The organism is Streptomyces alanosinicus (genome assembly GCF_014650595.1).
In the GTDB taxonomy this organism is placed as follows: Bacteria; Actinomycetota; Actinomycetes; order Streptomycetales; family Streptomycetaceae; genus Streptomyces; species Streptomyces alanosinicus.
On record NZ_BMVG01000009.1, the window covers coordinates 1 to 23,896 of the forward strand.

18 protein-coding genes and 3 pseudogenes are annotated in these 23,896 nt (G+C 71.9%); 17 read left to right on the forward strand and 4 right to left on the reverse strand.

Annotated features, from left to right (window positions below; all coding sequences use genetic code 11):
* Nucleotides 1-1,353 precede the first annotated feature (1,353 nt).
* Together IE277_RS48845 and IE277_RS20525 are read left to right on the forward strand one after the other, a co-directional pair.
* Nucleotides 1,354-1,488 (forward strand): hypothetical protein, encoded by a 135-nt coding sequence (locus tag IE277_RS48845; RefSeq protein WP_268252639.1) that lies wholly within the window; start codon nucleotides 1,354-1,356, stop codon nucleotides 1,486-1,488.
* Between the two features lie 189 nt (nucleotides 1,489-1,677).
* On the forward strand, nucleotides 1,678-2,577 hold the full coding sequence (locus IE277_RS20525) for an oxidoreductase (RefSeq protein WP_189954505.1): 900 nt from the start codon (nucleotides 1,678-1,680) through the stop codon (nucleotides 2,575-2,577).
* 59 nt (nucleotides 2,578-2,636) lie between these two features.
* Here IE277_RS20525 and IE277_RS20530 read toward each other — a convergent pair whose 3' ends face one another.
* Nucleotides 2,637-3,089, reverse strand: a complete 453-nt coding sequence (locus IE277_RS20530) for a MarR family winged helix-turn-helix transcriptional regulator (protein ID WP_189954507.1) — start codon at nucleotides 3,087-3,089, stop codon at nucleotides 2,637-2,639.
* Between the two features lie 68 nt (nucleotides 3,090-3,157).
* Here IE277_RS20530 and IE277_RS20535 point away from each other — a divergent pair, with 68 nt between their 5' ends.
* The 10 genes and pseudogenes from IE277_RS20535 to IE277_RS20580 all read left to right on the forward strand — a co-directional run bounded on the left by IE277_RS20535 (nucleotide 3,158) and on the right by IE277_RS20580 (nucleotide 16,032).
* On the forward strand, nucleotides 3,158-3,571 hold the full coding sequence (locus IE277_RS20535) for a hypothetical protein (RefSeq protein WP_189954509.1): 414 nt from the start codon (nucleotides 3,158-3,160) through the stop codon (nucleotides 3,569-3,571).
* Entirely contained in the window at nucleotides 3,568-5,151 is a 1,584-nt protein-coding gene (locus IE277_RS20540; protein WP_189954511.1) for a multicopper oxidase family protein, read from the forward strand. The genes IE277_RS20535 and IE277_RS20540 overlap by 4 nt, the downstream gene beginning before the upstream one ends.
* Before the next feature lie 236 nt (nucleotides 5,152-5,387).
* Nucleotides 5,388-5,522 (forward strand): annotated as a pseudogene (locus IE277_RS49565) (transposase); the annotation flags it as partial.
* Nucleotides 5,523-6,238: 716 nt separating this feature from the next.
* Nucleotides 6,239-7,072: a M55 family metallopeptidase gene (locus tag IE277_RS20550; RefSeq protein WP_189954515.1), complete on the forward strand. Its 834-nt coding sequence runs from the start codon at nucleotides 6,239-6,241 to the stop codon at nucleotides 7,070-7,072.
* Entirely contained in the window at nucleotides 7,065-8,381 is a 1,317-nt protein-coding gene (locus tag IE277_RS20555; protein WP_189954517.1) for a M20/M25/M40 family metallo-hydrolase, read from the forward strand. The genes IE277_RS20550 and IE277_RS20555 overlap by 8 nt, the downstream gene beginning before the upstream one ends.
* Nucleotides 8,382-8,397: 16 nt before the next feature.
* Complete coding sequence (locus IE277_RS20560) at nucleotides 8,398-10,350, forward strand: prolyl oligopeptidase family serine peptidase (protein WP_189954519.1); 1,953 nt, start codon at nucleotides 8,398-8,400, stop codon at nucleotides 10,348-10,350.
* A complete protein-coding gene (locus IE277_RS20565; protein ID WP_189954520.1) occupies nucleotides 10,347-11,270 on the forward strand; it encodes a S66 peptidase family protein in 924 nt (307 codons plus the stop codon). The genes IE277_RS20560 and IE277_RS20565 overlap by 4 nt, the downstream gene beginning before the upstream one ends.
* A gap of 74 nt (nucleotides 11,271-11,344) precedes the next feature.
* Entirely contained in the window at nucleotides 11,345-13,210 is a 1,866-nt protein-coding gene (locus IE277_RS20570) for a CocE/NonD family hydrolase (protein ID WP_189954522.1), read from the forward strand.
* 190 nt (nucleotides 13,211-13,400) lie between these two features.
* Nucleotides 13,401-13,952 carry a GNAT family N-acetyltransferase gene (locus tag IE277_RS20575; protein WP_189954523.1) on the forward strand — a complete coding sequence of 184 codons (552 nt, stop codon included), beginning with the start codon at nucleotides 13,401-13,403 and terminating at the stop codon, nucleotides 13,950-13,952.
* An 85-nt stretch (nucleotides 13,953-14,037) separates the two neighbouring features.
* Entirely contained in the window at nucleotides 14,038-16,032 is a 1,995-nt protein-coding gene (locus IE277_RS20580; protein ID WP_189954525.1) for a DUF5107 domain-containing protein, read from the forward strand.
* 50 nt (nucleotides 16,033-16,082) lie between these two features.
* On the opposite strand, the gene IE277_RS20585 is transcribed toward IE277_RS20580, so the two are convergent.
* The gene (locus IE277_RS20585; protein WP_189954526.1) at nucleotides 16,083-16,430 is read right to left on the reverse strand and encodes a VOC family protein; all 348 of its coding nucleotides are present in this window, start codon (nucleotides 16,428-16,430) and stop codon (nucleotides 16,083-16,085) included.
* Between the two features lie 206 nt (nucleotides 16,431-16,636).
* On the opposite strand from IE277_RS20585, the pseudogene IE277_RS20590 reads away from it, so the two are divergent.
* Nucleotides 16,637-18,490 (forward strand): annotated as a pseudogene (locus IE277_RS20590) (transketolase); the annotation flags it as partial.
* A 162-nt stretch (nucleotides 18,491-18,652) separates the two neighbouring features.
* Nucleotides 18,653-19,354 carry a GvpL/GvpF family gas vesicle protein gene (locus IE277_RS20595; RefSeq protein WP_189954530.1) on the forward strand — a complete coding sequence of 234 codons (702 nt, stop codon included), beginning with the start codon at nucleotides 18,653-18,655 and terminating at the stop codon, nucleotides 19,352-19,354.
* 55 nt (nucleotides 19,355-19,409) lie between these two features.
* On the opposite strand, the gene IE277_RS20600 is transcribed toward IE277_RS20595, so the two are convergent.
* Nucleotides 19,410-20,231 carry a class I SAM-dependent methyltransferase gene (locus IE277_RS20600; RefSeq protein ID WP_189954532.1) on the reverse strand — a complete coding sequence of 274 codons (822 nt, stop codon included), beginning with the start codon at nucleotides 20,229-20,231 and terminating at the stop codon, nucleotides 19,410-19,412.
* Between the two features lie 225 nt (nucleotides 20,232-20,456).
* On the opposite strand from IE277_RS20600, the gene IE277_RS20605 reads away from it, so the two are divergent.
* From IE277_RS20605 to IE277_RS20615, 3 genes and pseudogenes are all read left to right on the forward strand, one after another.
* Complete coding sequence (locus IE277_RS20605) at nucleotides 20,457-21,113, forward strand: histidine phosphatase family protein (RefSeq protein WP_189954534.1); 657 nt, start codon at nucleotides 20,457-20,459, stop codon at nucleotides 21,111-21,113.
* Nucleotides 21,114-21,206: 93 nt separating this feature from the next.
* Nucleotides 21,207-22,826 (forward strand): ABC-F family ATP-binding cassette domain-containing protein, encoded by a 1,620-nt coding sequence (locus IE277_RS20610; protein ID WP_189954535.1) that lies wholly within the window; start codon nucleotides 21,207-21,209, stop codon nucleotides 22,824-22,826.
* A gap of 100 nt (nucleotides 22,827-22,926) precedes the next feature.
* Nucleotides 22,927-23,219 (forward strand): annotated as a pseudogene (locus tag IE277_RS20615) (DUF6158 family protein).
* A 37-nt stretch (nucleotides 23,220-23,256) separates the two neighbouring features.
* On the opposite strand, the gene IE277_RS20620 reads toward IE277_RS20615, so the two are convergent.
* Nucleotides 23,257-23,634, reverse strand: a complete 378-nt coding sequence (locus IE277_RS20620) for a DUF2795 domain-containing protein (protein WP_189954539.1) — start codon at nucleotides 23,632-23,634, stop codon at nucleotides 23,257-23,259.
* Nucleotides 23,635-23,896 lie beyond the last annotated feature (262 nt).

The window sequence follows — 23,896 nt, forward strand, 5'->3', positions numbered from 1 at the left end:
ACGTGAAGAAACTCGTCAACAACAATGCGAACTGACACGAACCGGATCACGGGACACTAGTTGATGACGCGTTCGCCGTCCTGGGCGGCGTGGAAGTTGATGCAGATGAAGCCGGGTTGGTGCTTCATCGTCTCCTCCGTGGCGCGGGCGACTAGGGCCTGTCCGGCGGATCAGGTCGCGGGAAAGTGACGGCGCCTCATCGGCGCAGGCGTGCCGGCCCCCGCGTCCGCGACAGGATCCGCCGGACAGGCCCTAGGAGGGCTTGGCGGGGGAGTGTGCGCAACCTCCTCGCCGCCTCGTAGGAAGTTCCCTCGTCGGCGCGTAACGTGAAGCAGCATGAAGATCCTCATCTCTTGGGGATGGTTTCGTGACCTGCGGCGCGCCGCGGGGCGTGGCAGGTCGCCGGGTTGCTGATGGCCACACAAACCCACTGCGGCCCAAGGCGGACGATGTCAGAACTGATGTCAGGTCCCTGGTGGTATCACTCCTGGTAGTCGGCCGTTGGAGCCGTCGTGGCACGCCCTGCGCCTTGTCTCTGCGTGTGCAGACTCCCTCCGGTTTTGGCCGGAGGGGGCCTGAGGCGTGGGCGGAAGTTCGGGTATCTGCGGCTTGCCGCAGTCGAAGAAGTCAGGAAGACGGCAGGAGTGCTGGCTCGTCGCGGTCCACCGGCTGGCGGTAGGGCTGTTCATCAGTTGACTCGAAGTATCGTGGCGTGCACAGGCAGCGGCTGCACGGCTGATCGCCGCCTGCTTTCGGTAGCGGTTTGGAATGATCTTCTCGACGTGTCGTTGTGCGATAGCGCCAGACCGATGGAATTGCCGGTTGGTGAAGGAGACGGGGACTCGGCCGGGTAACAGGATCAACGTGTTCTCGATGACGCATCATGTGGAGTGCGTGGCGATCCTTGAGTCTGCCGGAAAGGGATCCTGACCTGCTGTTTTAAGCAGTGTGCGTTATGTGTGCTGTGGGCGTTACGGGCGATATCTTGACGCACGAACGACGCACGTTTGACGCACGTTCTGATGGGGTGTCAGGCCGGGTTTCGTGAAGATGGCGCTGGGTGGAGTGCCGGGTGCAGACGGTTCGGCTTTACTGTCTCTTGGCGGTACTTCGTGGGTCGTTGCCGGTGTCGGCACTCGGTGCGAGCGGGGTCCGTACGGGCTCCATCCATGGAGGCCCCTTACCGCTAGTTCCTCTCGTGCGCCCTCTGATCTCGCTTGCCGGACCCGGCCCGTCTGGTAGTTCCGAGCAGTCCCGGCTTTGTCAGCGCTGCTTCCCGCCCTCCCCGGCGTCTCCCGGCTCGGACTGCGCTCAGCTCCCACCAGGCTGCTGCGACAACCTGGCGAGGAGGTCTTGCACCTCCTTCGATTCACCGCGCCTCACGGCGTACTGGCGCCTCGTGGCACACCCACTCGCTATGACAAGCGCGGATACGTCTACCTCGGCACTGTCACCGCCGCCGCTCTCCTCATCTGGCTGCGCTCGTGAGCCGAGTTCACGGGGCGAAAGCGACACAAGTAACAACCGTGCGTTCCCTGCGTAGATTCCCGTCTGGGCTGTGACATTCCTCCGCCATCAGGCGCCTTCTCGTCACGGCTCTCAGCTGGGCATACCCACGCTTACTCCGCCTCAAATCATTGATGCGCGTGGGCTGTTGCGAAGGGGCTGATGGAAAAGATGACGCTGGAGACAGTCTCTGCGGGGACCGTAGGCACCTGGCTGCTGGGAGACCTCACGGTCAACCGGATCGGATTCGGTGCCATGCGATTGACCGGCAGTACCGCCTTCCATCCGGGCATCGCGCGCGACCGCAGCCGGGTGATCGGCGTACTGCGCCGCGCGGTCGAACTCGGCGTCAACCATGTCGACACCGCAGCGTTCTACTTCTCGCGGCTGCGCTCCGCCAATGAGCTGATCAACTCGGCATTGGCTCCGTACCCGGACGACCTGGTGATCGCCACCAAGGTCGGCCCCACACGGGACGCGTCCGGTGAATGGACGACCCCGGCCCGGCCTGATCAGCTGCGTGGCCAGGTCGAGGAGAATCTGCGTCAGCTCGGCCGCGACCTCCTCGACGTGGTCAACCTGCGCCTCATGGGCCAGGACTCGATCAGCGAGCACTTCGGGGCCCTCGCCGAGCTGCGTGATGCCGGACTCATCCGCCACCTCGGCATCTCTGGCGCACGCCCCACTCACCTGGCCCAAGCCCAAGCCATCGCGCCCGTCGTGTGCGTCCAGAACCGCTACGGCATCGACGCGCGCACCAGCACCGAGCTGCTCCACACCTGCGCCGCACACGGCATCGCGTTCGTGCCCTTCTTCTCCATCGCCGGCGAGGGACGCGAAGCAGGCGCCGTCCACACTGAGCCGGAACAGATCCTCACCGTCGCCCGTGCGCACGGAGTGTCGCCGGCGCAGGTACGCCTGGCATGGATCCTGCGACAGGGCAAGCATGTCCTGGCCATACCGGGAACGGGCAACCCGGACCACCTCATCGACAACCTGGCGGCAGGCTCACTGCATCTGACAAAGGAAGACCTCGACGTCCTCGATTCGATCAACTGCACTGCACCCTGAATCGACTGCCAGCAGACGCGTGAGCAGATTCAACACCGGTCTTGATCGGGAGACAGGCTCTAGGCTCCTGGAGCCTTGATGAAGCGTTCCAGGAGCACGCACAGCTGCTCCTGGTCCTCCTCCATGCAGTCGAGGAGCCGGGCACCCACCTCATTGCTGATCCGTGAGGCGTCGGCGAACAGCGTCCTGCCCTCGTCGGTCATCTCCACCGCGTAGGCGCGCCGGTCGGCGGGGGACGGCCGCCGCACGGCCAGGCCGCGAGCCTCCAGGTCGTCGACCGTGCGCACCATCGTGGACTTGTCGCTGCCGGTGAGATCGATGAGTTGTCGCTGGCTGAGCGGCCCGTGCGTGGCGAGGTTGAGCAGGACGCCGTAGTGCCGGCCTTCGATGCCCATGGGGCGCAGGGCCTCGGTGAACGTCCGCGCGGCACGTCGCTGGGCGAGACGGAGCAGCGGACCGATGCGTGCGGGACCGGTGCCGAGCGCGGGGGAGGGGGAGTCGGGCGTGTTCATGGTCCTCCAGCATAGGTCAGACCGAGATTGATTCCCTTGGGATAGTCTCATGTGGCACTATCTCGCCCATGCCTAATTCGACTGTGCGGCCCTGGGCGCTCGCGCTGTTCCGCGCCTTGGTGACCTGTGAGGCCGCCCTCGCCGTCGGTCAGGCCGTACTGGCCGGCAGCTTCCTGTCCGGTCACTACGGAGCCCTCGACCTGCACGCCCTCAACGCCATGGCCACCGGGCTGACCGCGGTGGCCATGGTCGTGGCCGCGCTGCTGCTGTGGCGGCCCGGCGGCGGGCCCGTCTGGCCGGCCCTGACCGGGTTCACACTCTTCGGCGCGGAGGCGGGACAGATAGCCATGGGGTACGGGCGCGTGCTCGCCATTCACGTCCCGCTGGGTGTGGCGATCATCGCCTGCACGTTCCTCATGCTCGTCTGGGCCTGGCGCCCGGCAGCAGGCCGGACCCGCGCCACGCTTGAGGAGCGCGTATGACCGGGGGCATCACCCGACGTCGCCTGCTCGGCGCTGCCGCCCTCGGCGGCGGTGCGCTCACCGTGGGCGGATGGGCCATGGCCGGAGGGTCACTGACGCCCGGTCAGTCGGGGCTGCTGCTGCGCAGCCAGGCACCCTTGCCGCGGCCGTACACAGTGCCGCTGCCCGTCCCGTCGGTGCTTACACCGGCACACTCCAGCGGTACGACTGATGCATACGAGATCATCCAGCAGACAGCGCGTCTGCGGATCCTTCCCGGGCTGGAGACGACCGCCTGGACGTACGGCGGCAGCTTCCCCGGGCCGACCCTGGTCTCCTGTTCGGGCCGTAGGACGGTGGTACGGCACCGCAACGGACTGCCGCACCCGACCGTGGTCCACCTGCACGGGGGGCACACCCCATACGGCAGCGACGGCTATCCGACCGCGCTGATCCTGCCGCAGGGCGGCACGGCCTCCCACGCTGACGCCATGGCAGGGATGCCGATGTCCGGCGCGGCCGGCTCACGGGACGAGGCCGTGGTCGAGCGGACGTACACATATCCGATGGAGCAGCGGGCCGCCACTCTCTGGTACCACGACCACCGCATGGGCTTCACCGGCCCGAACGTCTGGCACGGCCTCGCCGGCTTCCACCTCGTCCACGACGACGAGGAAGAGGCACTGCATCTGCCCCGCGGTGGACGGGACATCCCCCTGATGATCGCCGACCGGGCCTTCGCCGCCGACGGGTCTTTCCGGTATCCCGCCCTGGACCCGGCACAACACACACCGGGTGTCAGCGACCCGTACATGGACGGCGTCCTCGGCGACGTCCTTCTCGTCAACGGGGCACCCTGGCCGGTACTGGAGACACAGCGGCTGCGCTACCGCCTGCGCCTGCTCAACGCCTCCAACGCGCGCCGTTATCGTCTGGCACTCGACCCCCCGCCGCCGGGCGGCGGGGGGCTCGTGCAGATCGGCGGCGACGGGGGGCTGCTGGAAAGGCCGCTCGCGCACGACGCCCTGGATATCGCGCCGGCCGAGCGCTTCGACGTGATCGTCGACTTCTCCCGATACCGGCCCGGCACCCGTGTGCGGCTGGTGAACCGGCTGGGCAGCGGCAGCACGGCGGACGTCATGCGCTTCGACGTCTCCACCGCCCGGCCACCGGCCGACGACTCACGCATACCGGAGCGGCTGTCTGCGATACCCGCGCCGCGGCCGGAGCGGGCCGCGGCGACCCGAACGTTCCACTTCCAGCGGCGCGCCGGATCCGCCGGCTGGACCATCAACGGCAGCCCCTACGAGCCCGGCAGCCCCCTGGCCACCGTGCAGCTCGGCACCACCGAGCTATGGCGGTTCGTCACCGACTTCCACCACCCGGTCCACCTCCACCTCAACCACTTCCAGGTGATCGCACGCAACGGCCGCTCACCCGGCCCGTACGACGCGGGCTGGAAGGACACCGTGGACATGCACCCCGCCGAATCCGTGGAGATCGTCACCCGCTTCACCGACTACCCGGGCCGCTTCCTGCTGCACTGCCACAACCTGGAACACGAGGACATGGCCATGATGGCCGACTTCGTCGCAGAGTGAACGAGCCCCAGGGGCCTCCTGGATGACGCAGTGGCGGATTCATACGTCCACCACCGCGTCGAACATTACAAGCCCACGAGGACGCGGAACGGGCGGTGTCCGATCAGCCGTCGCCCTGAGCCTCCCCCGGGATGCGGAAGAAGTTGGCAGAGGGTCAGATGGGTTTCGTGAGAGGAAATCTGACCATGGCTGCTCCCAGAAAGTACCCGCTGGAGTTGCGTGAGCGTGCGGTGCAGATGTATCGCACCTCCGACCCCAAGCCCCAGATCAAGCGACTCGCCGTCGATCTCGGCGTGCACCCTGAGGCCCTGCGTGGGTGGATCCGGCAGGCCGAGGCCGACCGCGGTGAGCGGGATGACCGGCTGACCACCGCCGGGAAGGATGAGCTCGCGCAGCTGCGGCGGGAGGTGAAGGAACTGCGTCGCGCGAACGAGATCCTGCGGACCGCCAGCGCTTTTTCGCCGGCCAGCTCGACCCGACCCGGCCCAGGTGACGGGGTGCTGGCCGCGTTCTCCCCGCCAGGGGCTGCTGGACCAACTTGCGGACGACGCGGACAACTGCGTGCCGCTGCTGGCCGTGAACGGCGCGCACGACCAGTTCATCCCGCGCGGTGACACCGCTCGCCTGGCCGCCCTCCGGAACACCACGGTATGGATCGTGCCGGGCGCCACCCACTGCGCGGCCGAACACATCCGCCCGCTGCTGGCGGCTACCTGGGCCTGGCTGCTGACCCGCCCGCCCTTCCGCCGCCACCCGGCGGTACGCACTGCCCGATCGGCACGACGCCCGTCAGAAGGTGTCGAAGGAACGACAAGCTGAGGTCTTCCGGAGGGCCGTCTTTCGGTGCCCAGGCCGCAGCGGGCCGCCGGCTCGGCCAAGCTCATGCCGATCGAGTCCTTGAGGGCTCGCATGCGCTCCAGGAGGTCCTGGGTCTCCGGTTCGAGAGAATCGGGCAGCGGCTGCCAGCGGCGCATGTCATCCCGATGACGCATCATGTCGAGTGCGCAGCGGTGTCGAGGTGGGGGAGTGCGCAACCTCCTCCCCGCCTCGTAGGAAGTTCCCTCGTCGGCGCGTAACGTGAAGCAGCATGAAGATCCTCATCAGTGCCGACATGGAGGGCGCCACGGGGGTCACCTGGCCGGCCGACGTGCTGCCGGGGACGCCGCAGTGGGAGCGGTGCCGGGCGATGTTCACCTCGGACGTGAACGCCGCCGTGGAGGGCTTCTTCGACGGCGGTGCCGATCAGGTGCTCGTCAACGAGGCCCACTGGACCATGCGCAACCTGCTGCTGGAGCGGCTCGACGACCGGGTCGAGATGCTCACCGGACGCCACAAGACGCTGTCCATGGTGGAGGGCGTCCAGCACGGCGACGTCGACGGTATCGCGTTCGTCGGCTATCACGCGGGCGCCGGCATGGAGGGCGTCCTCGCCCACACCTACCTCGCCAACCAGATCACCGGAGTGTGGCTCAACGACGTCCGCGCCAGCGAGGGCCTGCTCAACGCGCATGTCGTCGCCGAGTACGGCGTCCCTGTCGTCCTCGTCACCGGCGACGACGTGGCCTGCGAGGACGCCCTCGGCTATGCCCCGGAGGCGTTGAAGGTCGCCGTCAAGGACCATGTGTCGCGGTACGCGGCGGTGTGCCGGACCCCGGCCCGCACCGCCGGCGACATCCGCGCCGCGGCGAAGGAGGCCGCCCGGCTGGCGGTGCGTCACACGCCCGTCGAGGGCGGGCCGTTCACCGTTGCCGTCGAGTTCGACGCGGAACATCTGGCGATGGCCGCCACCGTCGTGCCCGGGGCCGAGCGGACCGGGGAGCGGAAGGTCGCGTACACCAGCGCCACCATGTACGAGGGGATCAGGACGTTCAAGGCGGTCACCACGATCGTCTCCGCCGCCGTGGAGGAGCAGTATGGCTGACCAGCAGGCCGACGAGCTGGCGCTGGACGAGGCCGTGGAGTTCACCTCCGGCCTGATCCGGATCGACACCACCAACCGGGGCGGCGGGGACTGCCGGGAGCGGCCCGCGGCCGAGTACGCCGCCGAGCGGCTGGCCGGCGCGGGCCTTGAGCCGCTGCTGCTGGAGCGCACCCCGGGCCGCACCAACGTCGTCGCCCGGATCGAGGGCACCGACCCCTCGGCCGACGCGCTGCTGGTCCACGGACACCTCGACGTGGTGCCCGCCGAGGCCGCCGACTGGAGGGTGCACCCGTTCTCCGGCGAGATCCGCGACGGGCTGGTGTGGGGGCGGGGCGCCGTCGACATGAAGAACATGGACGCGATGATCCTCGCGGTCGTCCGCGGCTGGGCCCGGCAGGGCGTACGGCCCCGCCGGGACCTCGTCATCGCGTTCACCGCCGACGAGGAGGCCAGTGCCGAGGACGGCTCCGGATTCCTCGCCGACCACCACCCCGAGCTGTTCGAAGGCTGCACGGAGGGCATCAGCGAGTGCGGCGCCTTCACCTTCCACGACGGCGCCGGCCGGCAGCTCTACCCGGTCGCGGCGGGGGAGCGCGGCACCGGCTGGCTGAAGCTCACCGCGCGCGGCCGGGCCGGGCACGGCTCCAAGGCGAACAAGGAGAACGCGGTGACCCGGCTCGCCGCCGCCATCACCCGTATCGGTGAACACGCGTGGCGGCCCCGGCTCACCCCGACCGTCCGGGCCGCGCTCACCGAACTCGCCGCCCTGTACGGCGTCGAGCCCGACTTCACCGATGTGGACCGGCTGCTCCAGAAGCTCGGCCCGGCGGCCCGGCTGGTGGAGGAGACCCTGCGCAACAGCGCCAACCCCACCATGCTGGAGGCCGGTTACAAGGTCAACGTGATCCCGGGTGAGGCGGTCGCCTTCGTCGACGGACGGTATCTGCCGGGCGGCGAGGAGGAGTTCACCTCCACCCTCGACCATCTGACCGGCCCGGACGTGGACTGGGAGTTCGCGCACCGCGAGGTGGCCCTGCAGGCCCCGGTGGACACGCCGGCCTTCGCCGGGATGCGGGCCGCCGTCGAGGAGTTCGCACCCGAGGGGCATGTGGTGCCGTACTGCATGCCGGGCGGCACGGACGCCAAGCAGTTCTCCCGGCTCGGCATCACCGGCTATGGTTTCGCCCCGCTGAAGCTGCCCGAAGACCTCGACTACCAGGCACTGTTCCACGGCGTGGACGAACGCGTCCCCGTCGAGGCACTGCACTTCGGCGTACGGGTACTCGACCGCTTTCTGCGCACGGCCTAGGGGACAGGGGGACGGGATGCTGACGGCGCCGTACGGATCATGGCCGTCGCCGGTCGACGCGGCGCTGGCCGCCGCGCACGACGGCCAGCCGGACTGGGTGGGCTTCGTCGGGGACGAGGTGTGGTGGACCGAGCCCCGGCCGGCCGAGGACGGCCGCCGGACGCTGGTGCGCCGGACCGCCGAAGGCGCCGAGGAGCCCGTGCTGCCCGCGCCGTGGAACGTGCGCAACCGGGTGGTGGAGTACGGCGGTCGGCCCTGGACCGGGACGCTGCGCGGCGGCGCGCCCCTCATCGTGTTCACGCACTTCGCCGACCAGCGGCTGTACCGGTACGAGCCCGGCGGCGAGCCCTGTCCGCTGACCCCGCTCTCCGCGGTCGGCGGGGGACTGCGCTGGGCCGACCCGCGGCTGGACCTCGCGCGCGGCGAGGTGTGGTGCGTGCTGGAGGAGTTCACCGGGGACCGTCCGTCCGACGTACGGCGCGTCCTGGCGGCCGTACCGCTGGACGGATCCGCGGCCGGCGACCGGTCCGCCGTACGCGAACTCACCGACGGCCGGCACCGATTCGTCACCGGGCCGCGCGTCTCGCCCGACGGCCGCCGGGCGGCCTGGCTCGCCTGGGACCATCCGCGGATGCCGTGGGACGGCACGGAACTGCTCGTCGGCGAGATCGGCGACGACGGCCTGCTGCACGGCGCCCGCACCGTCGCCGGCGGGCCGCGGGAGGCGATCGCCCAGGCCGAGTGGTCGGCCGACAACCGTCTGCTGTACGCGAGCGACCGTGACGGCTGGTGGAACCTCTACCGGGACGGCGCCCCGCTGTGCCCGCGCGAGGAGGAGTTCGCCGGCCCGCTGTGGAAGCCGGGGCTGCGCTGGTTCGCGCCCCTGGACAACGGCCTGATCGCGGTCGTCCACGGCCGGGGGCAGGCCGTGCTCGGGGTACTGGACCCGGAGTCCGGGGAGATGGTCGACGCCGCCGGGCCCTGGACCGAGTTCGGTACCACCCTCGCCGTCCACGGCGGGCGCGTGGTCGGCGTCGGCGCCGGCCCGCGCACCGCGTACGAGGTGGTCGAGCTGGACATCGCCACCGGCCGGGCCCGCGCCGTCGGTGCCCGGCACCGGGACGCCGTCGACCCCGCGTACTACCCCGAGCCCCGGATCCGCACGTTCGCCGGACCGGACGGCCGCGAGGTGCACGCCCATGTCTACCCGCCGCACCACCCCGAACGGGCCGCGCCCGACGGCGAGGCGGCGCCGTACGTCGTCTGGGCGCACGGCGGCCCGACCGGCCGGGCACCGCTCGTGCTGGACCTGGACATCGCCTACTTCACCTCGCGGGGCATCGGTGTCGCCGAGGTGAACTACGGCGGCTCCACCGGATACGGCCGCGCCTACCGCGAACGGCTGCGCGAGATGTGGGGCGTGGTCGACGTCGAGGACTGCGCGGCGGTCGCCCGCGCCCTCGCCGAGGAGGGCACCGCCGACCCGGGCCGGCTCGCGATCCGCGGCGGCAGCGCGGGCGGCTGGACCACGGCCGCCTCCCTGACCACGACCGACCTCTACGCCTGCGGCACCATCCGCTACCCGGTCCTGGACCTGGCCACCTGGGGTCCGGACGAGACCCACGACTTCGAGTCCCGCTATCTGGAGTCGCTGATCGGCCCGCTCGCCGAGGTACCGGCCCGGTACGCAGAACGGTCGCCGGCCCACCAGGCCGACCGGCTCACCGTCCCGTTCCTGCTGCTCCAGGGCCTGGACGACGTGATCTGCCCGCCCGCGCAGTGCGAGCGCCTCCTCACCCGGATCGAGGGCCGGAGCCTGCCGCACGCCTATCTCGCCTTCGAGGGCGAGGGGCACGGGTTCCGGCGCGCGGAGACCCTGGTCCGCGCCCTGGAGGCCGAGCTGTCCCTGTACGCTCAGGTGTTCGGAATCGACGTACCCGATGTGCCGAGACTGGAGCTGCGCCCGTGAAGGAACTGACCCGGCCGAGCCGACTCGCCCCGGGCGCCCGGGTGGCCGTCGTCGCCACCAGCGGACCGGTGCCCGAGGAACGGGTCCAGGCGGGGCTCGACGTGCTGCGCGGCTGGGACCTGGACCCGGTGGCGGCTCCCCATGTGCTCGACAGACACGGCGAGTTGGGCTATCTCGCGGGCGGTGACGCCGACCGGGCCGCCGATCTGCAGCGGGCCTGGTGCGACCCGTCCGTGGACGCGGTGCTGTGTGCCCGTGGCGGCTACGGCGCCCAGCGCCTGGTCGACCTGCTCGACTGGGAGGCGATGCGCGCGGCCGGCCCCAAGGTGTTCGTCGGCTTCAGTGACGCCACCGTCCTGCACCAGGCGTTCGCCACCCGGCTCGGCCTGGTCAGTCTGCACGGACCGGTCGCCGGCGGGGCCGACTTCATCAAGAGCGCCCGCGCGCAGGAACATCTGCGGGCCACCCTGTTCGCCCCGGAGACGGCACGGACGCTCACCTCGGCCGGGGCGGCACTGGCCCCGGGGCGGGCCAGGGGGGTGACGCTCGGCGGCTGTCTGAGCCTGCTGGCCACCGACCTCGGCACCCCGTTCGCCCGGCCCGGCGCCCGGGGCGGGCTGCTGCTCCTGGAGGACGTCGGCGAGGCGCCGTACCGCGTCGACCGGTTGCTGACCCAGCTGCTGCGCTCCGGCTGGCTCGACGGGGTCGCCGGCGTCGGACTCGGATCCTGGCGCGACTGCGGCCGGTACGAGGAGCTGCGCCCGGTCCTCGCCGACCGGCTCGGCGGACTCGGTGTGCCGGTCGTCGAGGAGCTCGGCTTCGGACACTGCGACGACGCGCTGACGGTCCCCTTCGGGGTGGCCGCCGAACTCGACGCCGACTCCGGCACCTTGACGCTCGAAAAGCCCGCGCTGCGCTGAGCGGCCATGCACTGATTTTCCGTCAGGAAACCACACCTCCAGGGGATTGACCGGTATCTGACACGTGTCACAGCATGCTGTCGGCCAGGATCAACTGGCCGGTGTCCGTGCACCTCAGCGTGGAGGTCCCGTTGCCCCGACGTGTGCCCCGACCGGCACCCCGCCGTGTGTCCCGAACCCGTGCCGCCCTCGCCGCCCTGCTCGGCGCGGGCCTCACCGCGTCCCTCGCGCTCACCGCGGGCCCGGCCCACGCGGGCAGCCCGTACACCGTCACCCCGCTGACGTTCACCGTGCGGGCCGGCGGCCGCACCTGCGCGGTCGACGCCGACCTGTACCGGCCCGCCGGAGCGGACCGCGCCCACCCCGCACCGGCCGTGCTCGCCACCAACGGCTTCGGCGGCAGCAAGTCCGACGGCTCCACCGACGCCATCGGCAAGGCCTTCGCCGAGCGCGGCTATGTCTCCCTCGTCTACTCCGGCCTCGGCTTCGGCCACACCGGGTGTCTGATCTCCCTCGACGACCCCGGCATCGACGGCAGGGCCGCCTCCCGGCTGGTCGACTTCCTCGGCGGCAAGCGCGCCGCCGACGACGGCACCCGCGCCGACTTCGTCACCCTCGACGCCCCCGGCGACCCCCGCGTCGGCATGATCGGCGGCTCCTACGGCGGGGCGATCCAGCTGGCCACCGCCTCCGCCGACCACCGTGTCGACGCCCTCGTCCCGCTCATCACCTGGAACGACCTCGTCTACTCCCTGGACCCGAACAACGCCGCCGGCGCCCGCGACGTGCCCGGCGCCTTCAAATGGCAGTGGACCAACGGCTTCTATCTGAGCGGCGAGTCCCAGCCGATCACCGTCCCGAACCTGGACCCGTCCCGGATCAACTCGCTGGCCTGTCTGCACTTCGTCACCGATGCCTGCGACACCGTGCACACCCTCGACTCCGGCGGCTACCCGGCCGACCGCACGGCCCGGATGCTCGCCTACGCCCGCAGCGTCTCCCCGACGACGTACCTCTCCCGCGTCCAGGCACCCACCCTGCTGGTCCAGGGACAGGCCGACACTCTGTTCAACCTCAACGAGGCGACGGCCAGTTACCGCACGCTCAAGGCCCAGGGCACCCCGACCGCGCTCATCTGGCAGTCCTGGGGCCACAGCGGCGGCATCAACGACCCCGCCGCCGGTGAACTCAACCTCGTCCAGGGCAACTTGGAGAGCAGCTACGTCGGCCGTCGCATCCTCGCCTGGTTCGACCGCTACCTGAGGAAGGACACGCACACCGACACCGGTCCCGCCGTGGCCTACTACCGCGACTGGATCACCGACCCCACCCGCACCTACGCCACCGCCGACCGGGTCCCGGCGCTCGGCCGCACCCTCTATCTGTCCGGGGACGGCACCCTGGCCGACAGCCCCGCGCAGGTGACGCGCGGCAGCCGCGGCTACACCAACTGGCCAGTCCCGACGAGTCATTCGGACAACTCCCTGGCCGGCACCCTCGGCCTGCCCGACCCGGGGCCGTTCGACACCAAGGGCACCTACCTCGCCTGGACCGGCGCCCCCCTCAGCGGCGACCTCGATGTCGCCGGCGCCCCGCAGATCACCCTGAGGGTCCTCTCCCCGCAGGCCGAACGCACCCAGAACTCCTCTGACGCCGCCGACAAACTGGTGCTGTTCGCCAAGCTGTACGACGTAGCGCCCGACGGCACCCAGACCCTCGTCCACCGGCTGGTCGCACCCGTCCGGGTGCCCGATGTGACCAAGCGCTTCACCGTCACCCTGCCGGGCATCGTGCACCGGTACCCGGCGGGCCACCGGCTGCGCTTCGTGATCGCGGCGAGCGACGACGCCTACGTCGGCAACCGGGGGATCAAGCCGGTGACCGTGGTGAGCGCACCCGGGGACACCGGGGTGCTCCGCCTGCCGGTCGTCGGCGGCTGAGCCCGCACGGAGGGACCCCGGCTGGCGCGCCGTGGCCGCGGCCCGTCGTGACGGGGGGCTGCGGGTTGCTGTGACGGGGTCTGCGGTCCGTTGTGACGGGGGCTGCGGCCTGCCGTGACGGGGCTGCGGCCTGCCGGTGGTGGGGGGAATTCGGGAGACCCGGCCGGTGCCGCCGCCGTAGGCTGGCCGGATGCCGCACACCGGACCCCACTACCTCGCCGAAGGCCCCCGCGTGGCCATCCGCCATCTCGCCCTCGCGGACGGTCCCGAGTTCACGGCGCGAACCCGGGAGAGCAAGGACCTGCACCGGCCCTGGCTGTTCCCGCCGGACACGGACGACGCGTACGCCGCCTACGCGAGCCGGCTGATCGAGGACCCGGCCAAGGCCGGCTTCCTGGTGTGCGAGAAGGACGGCGGGGACATCGCCGGGTTCATCAACATCAACAACATCGTGCGCGCCGGCTTCCAGTGCGGCGCCCTCGGATACGGAGCCTTCGCGCACGCCGCCGGTCGCGGTCTGATGCGCGAGGGCCTCGACCTGGTCATCACCTACGCCTTCGGCCCGCTCGGGCTGCACCGGCTGGAGATCAACGTGCAGCCGGAGAACGCCGCTTCGATCGCCCTGGCCCGGGGCGCCGGCTTCCGCCTGGAGGGCTTCTCCCCGGACATGCTGTACATCGACGGCGCCTGGCGCGACCACGAACGCTGGGCCCTCACCGCCGAGATGCGCGCCACCGCCTGATCCTCGCCGTTCCACCCCGTCGTGGACGCCTTTGCGCAATCCTGACCGGCACGTCCCCTGGCCGGGACAACGCGCGCCCGGTTCCATGGTGATCGTGACGAGGATCCGACGTGAGGTACTGACGCTGCCCGCCGCGCAGTTGGGCCCGGACAATCCGCTGCCCCCGCTGCGTCCGCTCGACGAGGTCCACGGCATCGAGGACCGCGACCGGGACGGCATGCCCGCGGACATGGCCCGCCAGCTCGGCCACGAGCCGCTGACGAGCCTGCTCCCGGTCCGCGTCCGCGACGGCTACGACAGAACCCGCGCACCGCGCGCCCTCGACGCCCTGGTGATCGAGAACGACCGGCTGCGCGCCACCGTCCTGCCCGGCCTCGGCGGTCGCGTCGTCTCCCTGCTGCACCTGCCCACCGGACGCGAACTCCTCTACCGCAACCCGGTGTTCCAGCCCGCCAACTTCGCCCTCAACGGCGCCTGGTACTCCGGCGGCATCGAATGGAACATCGGCGCCACCGGCCACACCACCCTCTCCTGCGCACCCCTGCACGCCGCCCGCGTCCCCGCCCCCGACAGCTGGGGGCACCACCCACGCCGTTCAGGCAGTGGGGGAGACATGCTGCGTCTGTGGGAGTGGGAACGGCTGCGCGACCTGCCCTTCCAGGTCGACCTGTGGCTGCCCGACGGCTCCGACTTCCTCTACGTCGGTGTCCGCGTCCGCAACCCGCACGAGCGCCCGGTGCCGACGTACTGGTGGTCCAACATCGCGGTACCCGAGGAGCGCAGAGTCCTGGCCCCCGCCGACGAGGCCTGGCAGTTCGGCTATGAACGCCGCCTGCGCCGCGTACCCGTCCCGTCGTACGACGGGATCGACCGCACCCTCCCCCTCAACAGCCCCTACGCCGCCGACTACTTCTACGAGGTGCCGGACGGCCGCCGCCGCTGGATCGCCGCCCTCGACGCGGAGGGCCACGGGCTGGTGCAGACCTCCACCGACGTGCTGCGCGGCCGCAAGCTCTTCGTGTGGGGCCACCGGCCCGGCGGCCGGCGCTGGCAGGAGTGGCTCACCGCACCCGGCACCGCGGGCTACTGCGAGATCCAGGCCGGACTCGCCCGCACCCAGCTGGAACACGTCCGCCTGGAGGCCGGCAGCGAGGTGTCCTGGCTGGAGGCGTACGGACCGCTCGACGTGCCGCCCGAGAGCGAGTGGACCCGGGCCGTGCGGACCGCCGAGGAACGCCTCGCCGCCGCCCTGCCCCGCGCCCGCGTCGACGACGCGTACGCGGCCTGGCGGCCGTCCGCCGACTCCGAACCCGGCGAGATCCTGGCCACGGGATCCGGCTGGGGCGCACTCGAAGTACTGCGTGCCGACTGGAAGCTGCCCGGCACCCCGTTCCCCGAGTCCACCCTCGGGGACGCCCAGGCCCCCTGGCGCGAACTGCTGCGCACCGGCTCCCTGCCGGAGCCGCGCCGGGTACGGCCGCCCGGCGAGACGCTGGTCGCCCCGCACTGGCGGGACATGCTGGAGACCGCGCCCGCCACCCCGCACACCGAGTACCACCTCGGCGTCGCCCAATGGCACGCCGGGGACCGCGCCCAGGCCGTCCGCAGCTGGGAGCGCGCCCTTCCGCTGGCGCCCTCCCTCTGGCCCCTGCTGCGCTGCCTGGCCGTCGCCGATCAGGAGTCCGGTCACCACGAGCGGGCCGCCGAACGGTACGCGGACGCCTTCGACGACCTGTGCCGCGAGCGGCGCGACGACGGCGAGACCTGGACCGCCGCCGTGGCCGCGCTCGGCCGGGAGACCCTGCGGGCGCTGCTGCGGGTGCGGCGGACGGCGGACGCCCGTACCGTCTGGGAGCGGCTGCTGCCCGCCGTCCGCCGGCGCGGCCGGTTCCGGCTCCTGGAGGCCGAGCTGCTGCTCGCCGAGGGGCGGCCCGACCGGGCGCGGGCCGTCTTCGAGGCGGGGTTCGACGTCGCCGACCTGCGGGAGGGCGAGGAGGTGCTCGGCCGGCTGTGGGCCCGCCTCACGGACGAGCCGCTGCCCGTCCGCCTCGACTTCCGGATGCGGCCGGAGCCGTCCTGACGGGCCGCCGTGCGTGCTGCGCCCGGCGGCCCGACGTGCTCCCGGCCGGCTCAGCCGTGCTGGTCGACGTACTCGAACAGCGAGCCGTCCGGATGCATCGCGAGCATGTTCCGGCCGGCGGGCGTCGGCACGGGTCCCACGAGGATCCGGGCGCCGAGGTCGGTCAGTAGCCGCTGCGCCTCCTCCACGTCCTTGACGGCGATGGTCGCGGCCACCTTCCGAAGGATCTCCAGCTCCGCCTCCGGCCCGCTCATCAGCAGAAAGGAGCCGATCGCGGCCACCTGCACCGCACCCCGCTCGAACCGCATGGCTCTGCCGCCGGCCAGAGCCTCGTAGAACGGGACCGCGGCTTCGAGGTCGTCGACGCAGATACGCAGCGAGGCGCCCATAATCTCCATGCGGACGAGCCTAGTTGGGCGGCGGAGTGTTTTCAGCCGACGGCCGGGCAGCCGGCCTGAGGCGGCGCGTGCCGAACCACCCTCCCCACCATACGGGTGACCGGCGGAGCGTTTACGTGGCGCGGCCCCGGATACGCGGAATGCCTCGGACAGGCCACCCCGCCGGAGGCGCCCCGTGGGACGGTCCCGCTCGACGCCGCGCAAGGAGACTCATGAACACCGATGAACTCGCCGAACTGGGACAGCAGTTGCGGGTCGACAGTGTGCGGGCGTCCGATGCCGCGGGATCCGGACACCCCACGTCCTCGATGTCCGCCGCCGATCTGATGGCCGTACTCCTCGCCCGCCATCTGCGCTACGACTTCGAACGCCCCGAACACCCCGCCAACGACCGCTTCGTGCTGTCGAAGGGACATGCCACACCCCTGCTGTACTCCGCGTACAAGGCCGCCGGTGTCATCGAGGACGGCGAACTGCTCACCTTCCGCAAGCTCGGCAGCCGGCTGGAGGGGCATCCGACGCCCCGGCGGCTGCCCTGGGTGGAGACGGCCACCGGATCCCTCGGCCAGGGCCTGCCGGTGGGGGTCGGCATCGCGCTCGCCGGGAAGCGCCTGGAGCGCACCGGCTACCGGGTCTGGGTGCTGTGCGGCGACAGCGAGCTGGCGGAGGGCTCGGTGTGGGAGGCCGCCGAGCACGCCGGGTACGAGCATCTGGACAACCTGATCACGATCGTGGACGTCAACCGGCTCGGCCAGCGCGGCCCCACCCGGCACGGCCATGACCTGGACGCCTACGCCCGCCGCTTCGAGGCCTTCGGCTGGCACGCCATCGAGGTCGACGGCCATGACGTCGACGCCGTCGACCGGGCCTTCGGCGCGGCCCTCGCCACGTCCGGGCAGCCCGTCGTGGTCCTGGCCCGCACGCTCAAGGGCAAGGGCGTCGCCGCCGTCGAGGACCGCGAGGGGCACCACGGAAAGCCGCTGCCGGACGCCGCGGAGGCCATCGCCGAACTCGGCGGACCACGCGATGCGCGCATCCGGGTGAACGAGCCGCCGGCCGCCGCCGCGCTGCGCGATCTGACCACCGAGGTGCTCCTGCTCCCGCGCTACGACGAGGGCGCGGAGGTCGCGACCCGGGACGCCTTCGGCGCGGCGCTCGCCGCGCTCGGCGCCGCCCGAGGCGACGTCGTGGCCCTGGACGGCGAGGTCGGCGACTCCACCCGCACCGAGGAGTTCGCCAAGGCGCACCCCGACCGGTTCTTCGAGTGCTACATCGCCGAACAGCAGCTGGTGGCCGCCGCCGTCGGCATGGCCGCCCGCGGCTGGCTGCCCTACGCCTCGACGTTCGCCGCGTTCCTCAGCCGCGCCTACGATTTCGTGCGCATGGCGTCCGTCAGCGGCTCCGGCATCAACCTGGTCGGCTCGCACGCCGGTGTCGGGATCGGGCAGGACGGGCCCTCCCAGATGGGCCTGGAGGACCTGGCCATGTTCCGCGCCGTGCACGGCTCGACCGTGCTGTACCCGTGCGACGCCAACCAGACCGCCCGGCTGGTCGCGGCCATGGCCGGCCTGGACGGCATCCGCTATCTGCGCACCTCGCGCGGGAAGACACCGGTGATCTACGGCCCCGACGAGGAGTTCCCGGTGGGCGGCAGCAAGACGCTCCGTACGAGCGCGGAGGACCGGCTGACGGTCGTCGCGGCCGGGGTCACCGTGCCCGAGGCGCTGGCCGCCGCCGACCGGCTCGCCGCGGACGGCATCCTGGTCCGGGTGATCGACCTGTACTCCGTCAAGCCCGTCGACACGGACACGCTGCGCCGGGCGGCCGCCGAGACCGGCTGTCTGCTCACCGTGGAGGACCACCACGCCGAGGGCGGCCTGGGCGACGCCGTGGCGGAGGCCTTCGGCGACGGCCGGCCCGTGCCCCGGCTGGTCCGGCTCGCGGTGCGCACCATGCCCGGCTCGGCCGCGCCCGACGAGCAGCTGCACGCGGCCGGCATCGACGCCCTGGGCATCGCCGCGACCGCCCGGCTCCTGGTGGAGGAGACGATCCCGCGCTGAGCTCCGCGCCCGCCACGGCGACCGGTGGTCCGGCGATGGGTGGCGTGCCCGGGGCGGCCGGGCCAGTCTGTAGCTGAAGGACGTCGCCGGCCGCTCCACCCTGCCCGTTTTCGTCACCCCGAGGGGAGCGGCAGGTCACCGGGCCGCGCCGAAGGAGGGATCATGACCGGACCGCGCTACGTCTATGCCGTCTGCCGCCCCTTCGGGACGCCTTTGCAGGCCGAGCTGAGAGGTGTCGGGGGCGCCCAGCCGGCGCTGCTGCGCCACCACGACCTGATCGCGGTCGTCAGCACGGTCCCGGTGGCGGACTGCTGCGAGGAGGCGCTGCGGGCGCACCTGGCGGACCAGGACTGGCTGGCCGCGACCGCCCGCGCCCACGAGGGCGTGATCGACGCGCTCACCACGGTCACCACCCCGCTGCCGCTCCGGCCCGGGATCGTCTTCCAGGACGACTGGTCGGTGCGCATGATGATCGAGGCCCGGGAGGACGAATTCGGGCGCACCCTCGACCGGCTGGAGGGCCGGGTGGAGTGGGGCGTGAAGCTGTATCTGGAGCCGGAGCCGGAGCCGGAGCCGGAGCCCGCCGAGCCCGGCCCCGCGCGGGCCGAGGCGTTCGCCCGGTCGCTGCACGAGCTTCTCTCCCGGTACGCCGAGGATTGCCGGCTGCACACCCCGCAGCCCCCCGGACCCGCCGCCGTGCCCGGCCCGAACGTCTTCGACGCCGCCTATCTGGTGCCCCGCGCGCACTCCGAGGAATTCGTGGAACTGGTGGACCGTGCGCGGCAGGAGGCGACCGGAATCCGGGTGGAACTCACCGGCCCCTGGGCCGCCTATTCCTTCACGGGGGAAGAGGTGGTGTCGTAGCGCTGCCCACCCGTCGGCCTTCCGCGCTCGGCCTTCCGCGCTCAGGCTTCCTGGCTCAGGCCTCCTTGCGGCACAGGATCTCCCCGTGCAGCACCGCGAACCAGCCGTCCTGGCGCCCGCCCCACTCGCGCCACGCCGCGGACACCGCCCGCAGCTGTTCCTCGGTCGCGTGCCCGCCCTGCGTGGCCCGGTCCGCGTAGGCGGAGGCCAGGGTGCGGTCCGCCCACAGACCGCTCCACCAGGCCCGCTCCTCGGGCGTGGAGTACGTCCAGGTGCCGGACGTGGCCGTGATGTCCCGCAGGCCCGCGGCCAGCGCCCATGACATCAGCCGGCGCCCGGCGTCGGGCTCGCCGCCGTTCGCGCGGGCCACCCGCTCGTACAGGTCCAGCCACTCGTCCAGCCCGGGCACCGCCGGATACCAGGTCATCGCCGCGTAGTCCGCGTCGCGAACGGCGATGAACCCGCCCGGCCTCGTCACCCGGCGCATCTCGCGCAGCGCCTGCACCGGGTCCCCGACGTGCTGCAGCACCTGGTGGGCGTGGACCACGCAGAACGTGTCGTCCGGGTAGTCCAGGGCATGCACGTCGGCGACCGCGAAGTCCACGTTGGCCAGACCGCGCCCGGCGGCGGTGGCCCGCGCCTGTTCCAGGATGCCCGGCGCGTGGTCGACGCCGGTGACGTGGCCGTCCGGGACCAGTTCCGCCAGGTCGGCGGTGATGGTGCCCGGCCCGCAGCCGATGTCCAGGATCTTCATGTGCGGCTTCAGGGAGCCGAGCAGATAGGCCGCGGAGTTGGCGGCGGTCCGCCAGGTGTGCGAACGCAGCACCGACTCGTGGTGCCCGTGCGTGTAGACGGCGGTCTCCCGTGCTTTCGGCATGGCCGTTCCCCTTCGCCCTTGTCTCCGCTGGTGCATGACACGGTACGCGCGTGTGCCGAATAATGAGACTGGTGTTTCATATTTTGGACGACGGTGTGTGTGGCCAGGGCGGATGACGGGGGCGGGGGCGAGGGCCGCGACTGTGCGGCCCGGTTACCCTGAAGTGCCCGTTTCTCGTGCCTGTCCGCGCCGGGCGCACGACCGGTGCGTAAGGAGAATCCCCGGATGCGCCTGCTCCTCGTCCGCCACGGCGAGACCCCCTCCAACGTGGACCACCTGCTGGACACCGCCGTGCCCGGCCCCGCGCTGACCCCGCTCGGCGAGGCACAGGCCGCCGCACTGCCCGAGGCGCTCGCCGGGGAGGACATCGAGGCCCTCTACGTCTCCACGCTGCTGCGCACCCAGCTCACCGCCGCCCCGCTGGCCGCGGCCCGGGGCCTCGACACGATCGTCCGCGACGGCATCCGCGAGGTGTCCGCCGGCGATCTGGAGATGCTGCCCGGAGAGTCCCCGGAGGGCCAGGAGTACATGCGGACCGTGTTCGCCTGGGCGGCCGGCGACACCGCCCTGCGCGTTCCCGGCGGGGAGAGCGGCGCGGAGGCCCTCGCGCGGTACGACGCCGTGACGGCCGAGGCCGCCGCGAGCGGCGCGGGCACCGTCGCCATGGTCAGCCACGGCGCCGCGATCCGCCTGTGGGTCGCCGCCCGCGCCGGCAACGTCGACGTCGCCTTCGCCGCCGCCCACCCCCTGAGCAACACCGGCGTCGTCGTCCTGGAGGGCTCCCCGGCCGACGGCTGGAAGGCCCTGTCCTGGGAGGGCGCCACGGTCGAACCGGCGGGAGAGGCCGGACCGACGGGGGAGCCGGTGGCGACGGCGGGCTAGAGCCTGCCTTTCGGGCCGCACCGGCGGGCCGGCGTCCGGCCCGCTCGGATAACGGTTTGCCCCGGTCCGGGCCGCCCCGGAGAATGCCTGCCCATGGGACATCTGGAAGCCGCGCACCTCGAGTACCACCTCCCCGACGGGAGGACCCTGCTCGGGGACGTCTCCTTCCGGGTCGGCGAAGGCGCCGCCGTCGCCCTGGTCGGCCCGAACGGCGCCGGCAAGACGACCCTTCTGCGGATGATCTCCGGCGAGCTGAAGCCGCACGCCGGCACCGTCACGGTCAGCGGCGGCCTCGGCGTCATGCGCCAGTTCGTGGGCTCCGTACGCGACGAGACGACCGTACGGGACCTGCTCGTGTCCGTCGCCCCGCCCCGCATCCGCGCGGCCGCCCGGGCCGTCGACGAGGCCGAGCACGCCATCATGACCGTCGACGACGAAGCCGCCCAGCTCGCCTACGCGCAGGCCCTCGCCGACTGGGCGGAGGTGCGCGGCTACGAGGCCGAGACCCTGTGGGACATGTGCACCACCGCCGCACTCGGCATGCCCTACGAACGCGCCCAGTGGCGCCAGGTGCGCACCCTCTCCGGCGGTGAGCAGAAACGCCTCGTCCTGGAGGCCCTGCTGCGTGGCACCGACGAGGTCCTGCTGCTGGACGAGCCGGACAACTACCTCGACGTACCCGGCAAGCGGTGGCTTGAGGAGCAGCTGAAGGAGACCCGCAAGACGGTCCTGTTCGTCTCCCACGACCGGGAACTCCTCGCCCGCGCCGCCGAGAAGATCGTCTCCGTGGAGCCGGGACCGGCCGGCGCCGACGCCTGGGTGCACGGCGGCGGCTTCGCCACCTACCACGAGGCCCGCCGCGAACGCTTCGCCCGCTTCGAGGAACTGCGCCGCCGCTGGGACGAGAAGCACGCCCAGCTGAAGAAGCTCGTGCTGAGTCTCCGTCAGGCGGCTTCCGTCTCCCATGAGCTGGCGTCCCGGTACGCCGCCGCCCAGACCCGGCTGCGCAAGTTCGAGGAGGCCGGACCCCCGCCGGAGCCGCCGCGCGAGCAGGACATCACCATGCGGCTCAAGGGCGGCCGTACCGGCGTAAGGGCCGTCACCTGCAAGGGACTTGAACTGACCGGCCTGATGCAGCCGTTCGACCTGGAGGTCTTCTACGGCGAACGGGTCGCCGTCCTCGGTTCCAACGGCTCCGGCAAGTCACACTTCCTGCGTCTCCTCGCCGGCGAGGACGTCGCGCACACGGGGCAGTGGAAGCTCGGTGCGCGCGTCGTACCCGGCCACTTCGCGCAGACCCACGCGCACCCCGAGCTCCAGGGCCGCACCCTGCTCGACATCCTGTGGAAGGAGCACTCCCAGGACCGTGGCGCGGCCATGTCGAGGCTGCGCCGCTACGAGCTGACCCAGCAGGCCGAGCAGTCCTTCGACCGGCTCTCCGGCGGCCAGCAGGCCCGCTTCCAGATCCTGCTGCTGGAACTTCAGGGCGTCACCGCGCTGCTGCTGGACGAGCCGACCGACAACCTCGACCTGGAGTCCGCCGAGGCCCTCCAGGAGGGCCTGGAGGCCTTCGACGGCACAGTCCTCGCGGTCACCCACGACCGCTGGTTCGCCCGCTCCTTCGACCGCTACCTGGTCTTCGGCAGCGACGGCCGCGTCCGCGAGACCCCGGAGCCGGTCTGGGACGAACGCCGCGTGGAGCGCGCCCGCTAGGGTCAGGCCCGTCCGCGGGCCGTCGGTGCATGCGGAGGCCCGGGGACCGGGAACTTCGTACAGTGGACTGTGGACTCAGGAACGCGAGCTCCATGGATCCATCCAGGGAGACGGACACGACGAGCGGGGCACCACATGACCGGAGTCGACCCCAGCCGGTTGGACGACCAGCAGCTCATGAAGGAGCTGGAGACGATCCACCGCACGCGCCACGACACCCTCCTGTACGGCTCGAACGACGCGCTGCGCACCCACAACGAGCGGATGGCCCAGCTGGAGGGCGAGTATCTGCGCCGCAACCCGCGCCGCCTGGTCAGCGCGGGCCGCACCCGCGAGGGCGCCCGGGACCGCTGCTGCGCCGAGGCCGCGACGCCGGACACCTCCGGCACCTGAGCGGCCGGACGCCCGGCCGCGGCGGACCGGGCACCGCTCATCCGCCGCTCGCCAGCGCCTCGGCCAGCTGCTGCACGTTCTCGTAGTGCGCCGAGCGCGGCAGGTGGGCCACCGCGTCGACCAGCGCGGCGGGCGCGTTCCGCCGGCGCAGCATCCGGGCCAGATCACGCGTGGTCGCCGGGAACGCGCTACGGCTCAAGGTGCGGGCCAGCTCCGACCGCACCCGCTCCAGCGACGCCGGTGACCCCAGGCCGCCCACCGGTCCGCGCCACAGTTCGGGGTCGTCGTCGGCGGCCGGTTCCGGATCGTGCCACTCCTCCACGCGTGTCGGATGCCCGGACCTCAGCAGGTCCTTGAGCTCGTGCTTCATCTCGTCGTCCCGGTGCGCACTCAGCCGGTCACTGCCTCGTTGCATGTCTGCCTCCACAGAGGGCACGGCCTTTTCCTCGGCCGGTCAACACCTACCGAGTCACCTGCGAGCAGGACGGAAAACCTCACGGGCCACCCCGGAGGCGTGATACGGCCGGCACGGACGGTTGACGGACGGTTCCCGTCACCCGGCCGGCCGCGCGTGTCCCGCGAATGGGGTCCGGCCGCGCGCGCCCCGGCGCCGCACGGGCTGTGATGGCAGCGAGGGCACACCCTGTGCCCCGTAGCCGCGACACCGCCCGGCCGTC

Bases quoted from the DNA above. Each gene is read 5' to 3' on its own strand.
- IE277_RS20525 (WP_189954505.1), top strand. From the start codon at position 1,678: ATGACGCTGGAGACAGTCTCTGCGGGGACCGTAGGCACCTGGCTGCTG.
- IE277_RS20530 (WP_189954507.1), bottom strand. From the start codon at position 3,089: ATGAACACGCCCGACTCCCCCTCCCCCGCGCTCGGCACCGGTCCCGCA.
- IE277_RS20535 (WP_189954509.1), top strand. From the start codon at position 3,158: ATGCCTAATTCGACTGTGCGGCCCTGGGCGCTCGCGCTGTTCCGCGCC.
- IE277_RS20540 (WP_189954511.1), top strand. From the start codon at position 3,568: ATGACCGGGGGCATCACCCGACGTCGCCTGCTCGGCGCTGCCGCCCTC.
- IE277_RS20550 (WP_189954515.1), top strand. From the start codon at position 6,239: ATGAAGATCCTCATCAGTGCCGACATGGAGGGCGCCACGGGGGTCACC.
- IE277_RS20555 (WP_189954517.1), top strand. From the start codon at position 7,065: ATGGCTGACCAGCAGGCCGACGAGCTGGCGCTGGACGAGGCCGTGGAG.
- IE277_RS20560 (WP_189954519.1), top strand. From the start codon at position 8,398: ATGCTGACGGCGCCGTACGGATCATGGCCGTCGCCGGTCGACGCGGCG.
- IE277_RS20570 (WP_189954522.1), top strand. From the start codon at position 11,345: ATGCTGTCGGCCAGGATCAACTGGCCGGTGTCCGTGCACCTCAGCGTG.
- IE277_RS20575 (WP_189954523.1), top strand. From the start codon at position 13,401: ATGCCGCACACCGGACCCCACTACCTCGCCGAAGGCCCCCGCGTGGCC.
- IE277_RS20580 (WP_189954525.1), top strand. From the start codon at position 14,038: ATGGTGATCGTGACGAGGATCCGACGTGAGGTACTGACGCTGCCCGCC.
- IE277_RS20585 (WP_189954526.1), bottom strand. From the start codon at position 16,430: ATGGAGATTATGGGCGCCTCGCTGCGTATCTGCGTCGACGACCTCGAA.
- IE277_RS20595 (WP_189954530.1), top strand. From the start codon at position 18,653: ATGACCGGACCGCGCTACGTCTATGCCGTCTGCCGCCCCTTCGGGACG.
- IE277_RS20600 (WP_189954532.1), bottom strand. From the start codon at position 20,231: ATGCCGAAAGCACGGGAGACCGCCGTCTACACGCACGGGCACCACGAG.
- IE277_RS20605 (WP_189954534.1), top strand. From the start codon at position 20,457: ATGCGCCTGCTCCTCGTCCGCCACGGCGAGACCCCCTCCAACGTGGAC.
- IE277_RS20610 (WP_189954535.1), top strand. From the start codon at position 21,207: ATGGGACATCTGGAAGCCGCGCACCTCGAGTACCACCTCCCCGACGGG.
- IE277_RS20620 (WP_189954539.1), bottom strand. From the start codon at position 23,634: ATGCAACGAGGCAGTGACCGGCTGAGTGCGCACCGGGACGACGAGATG.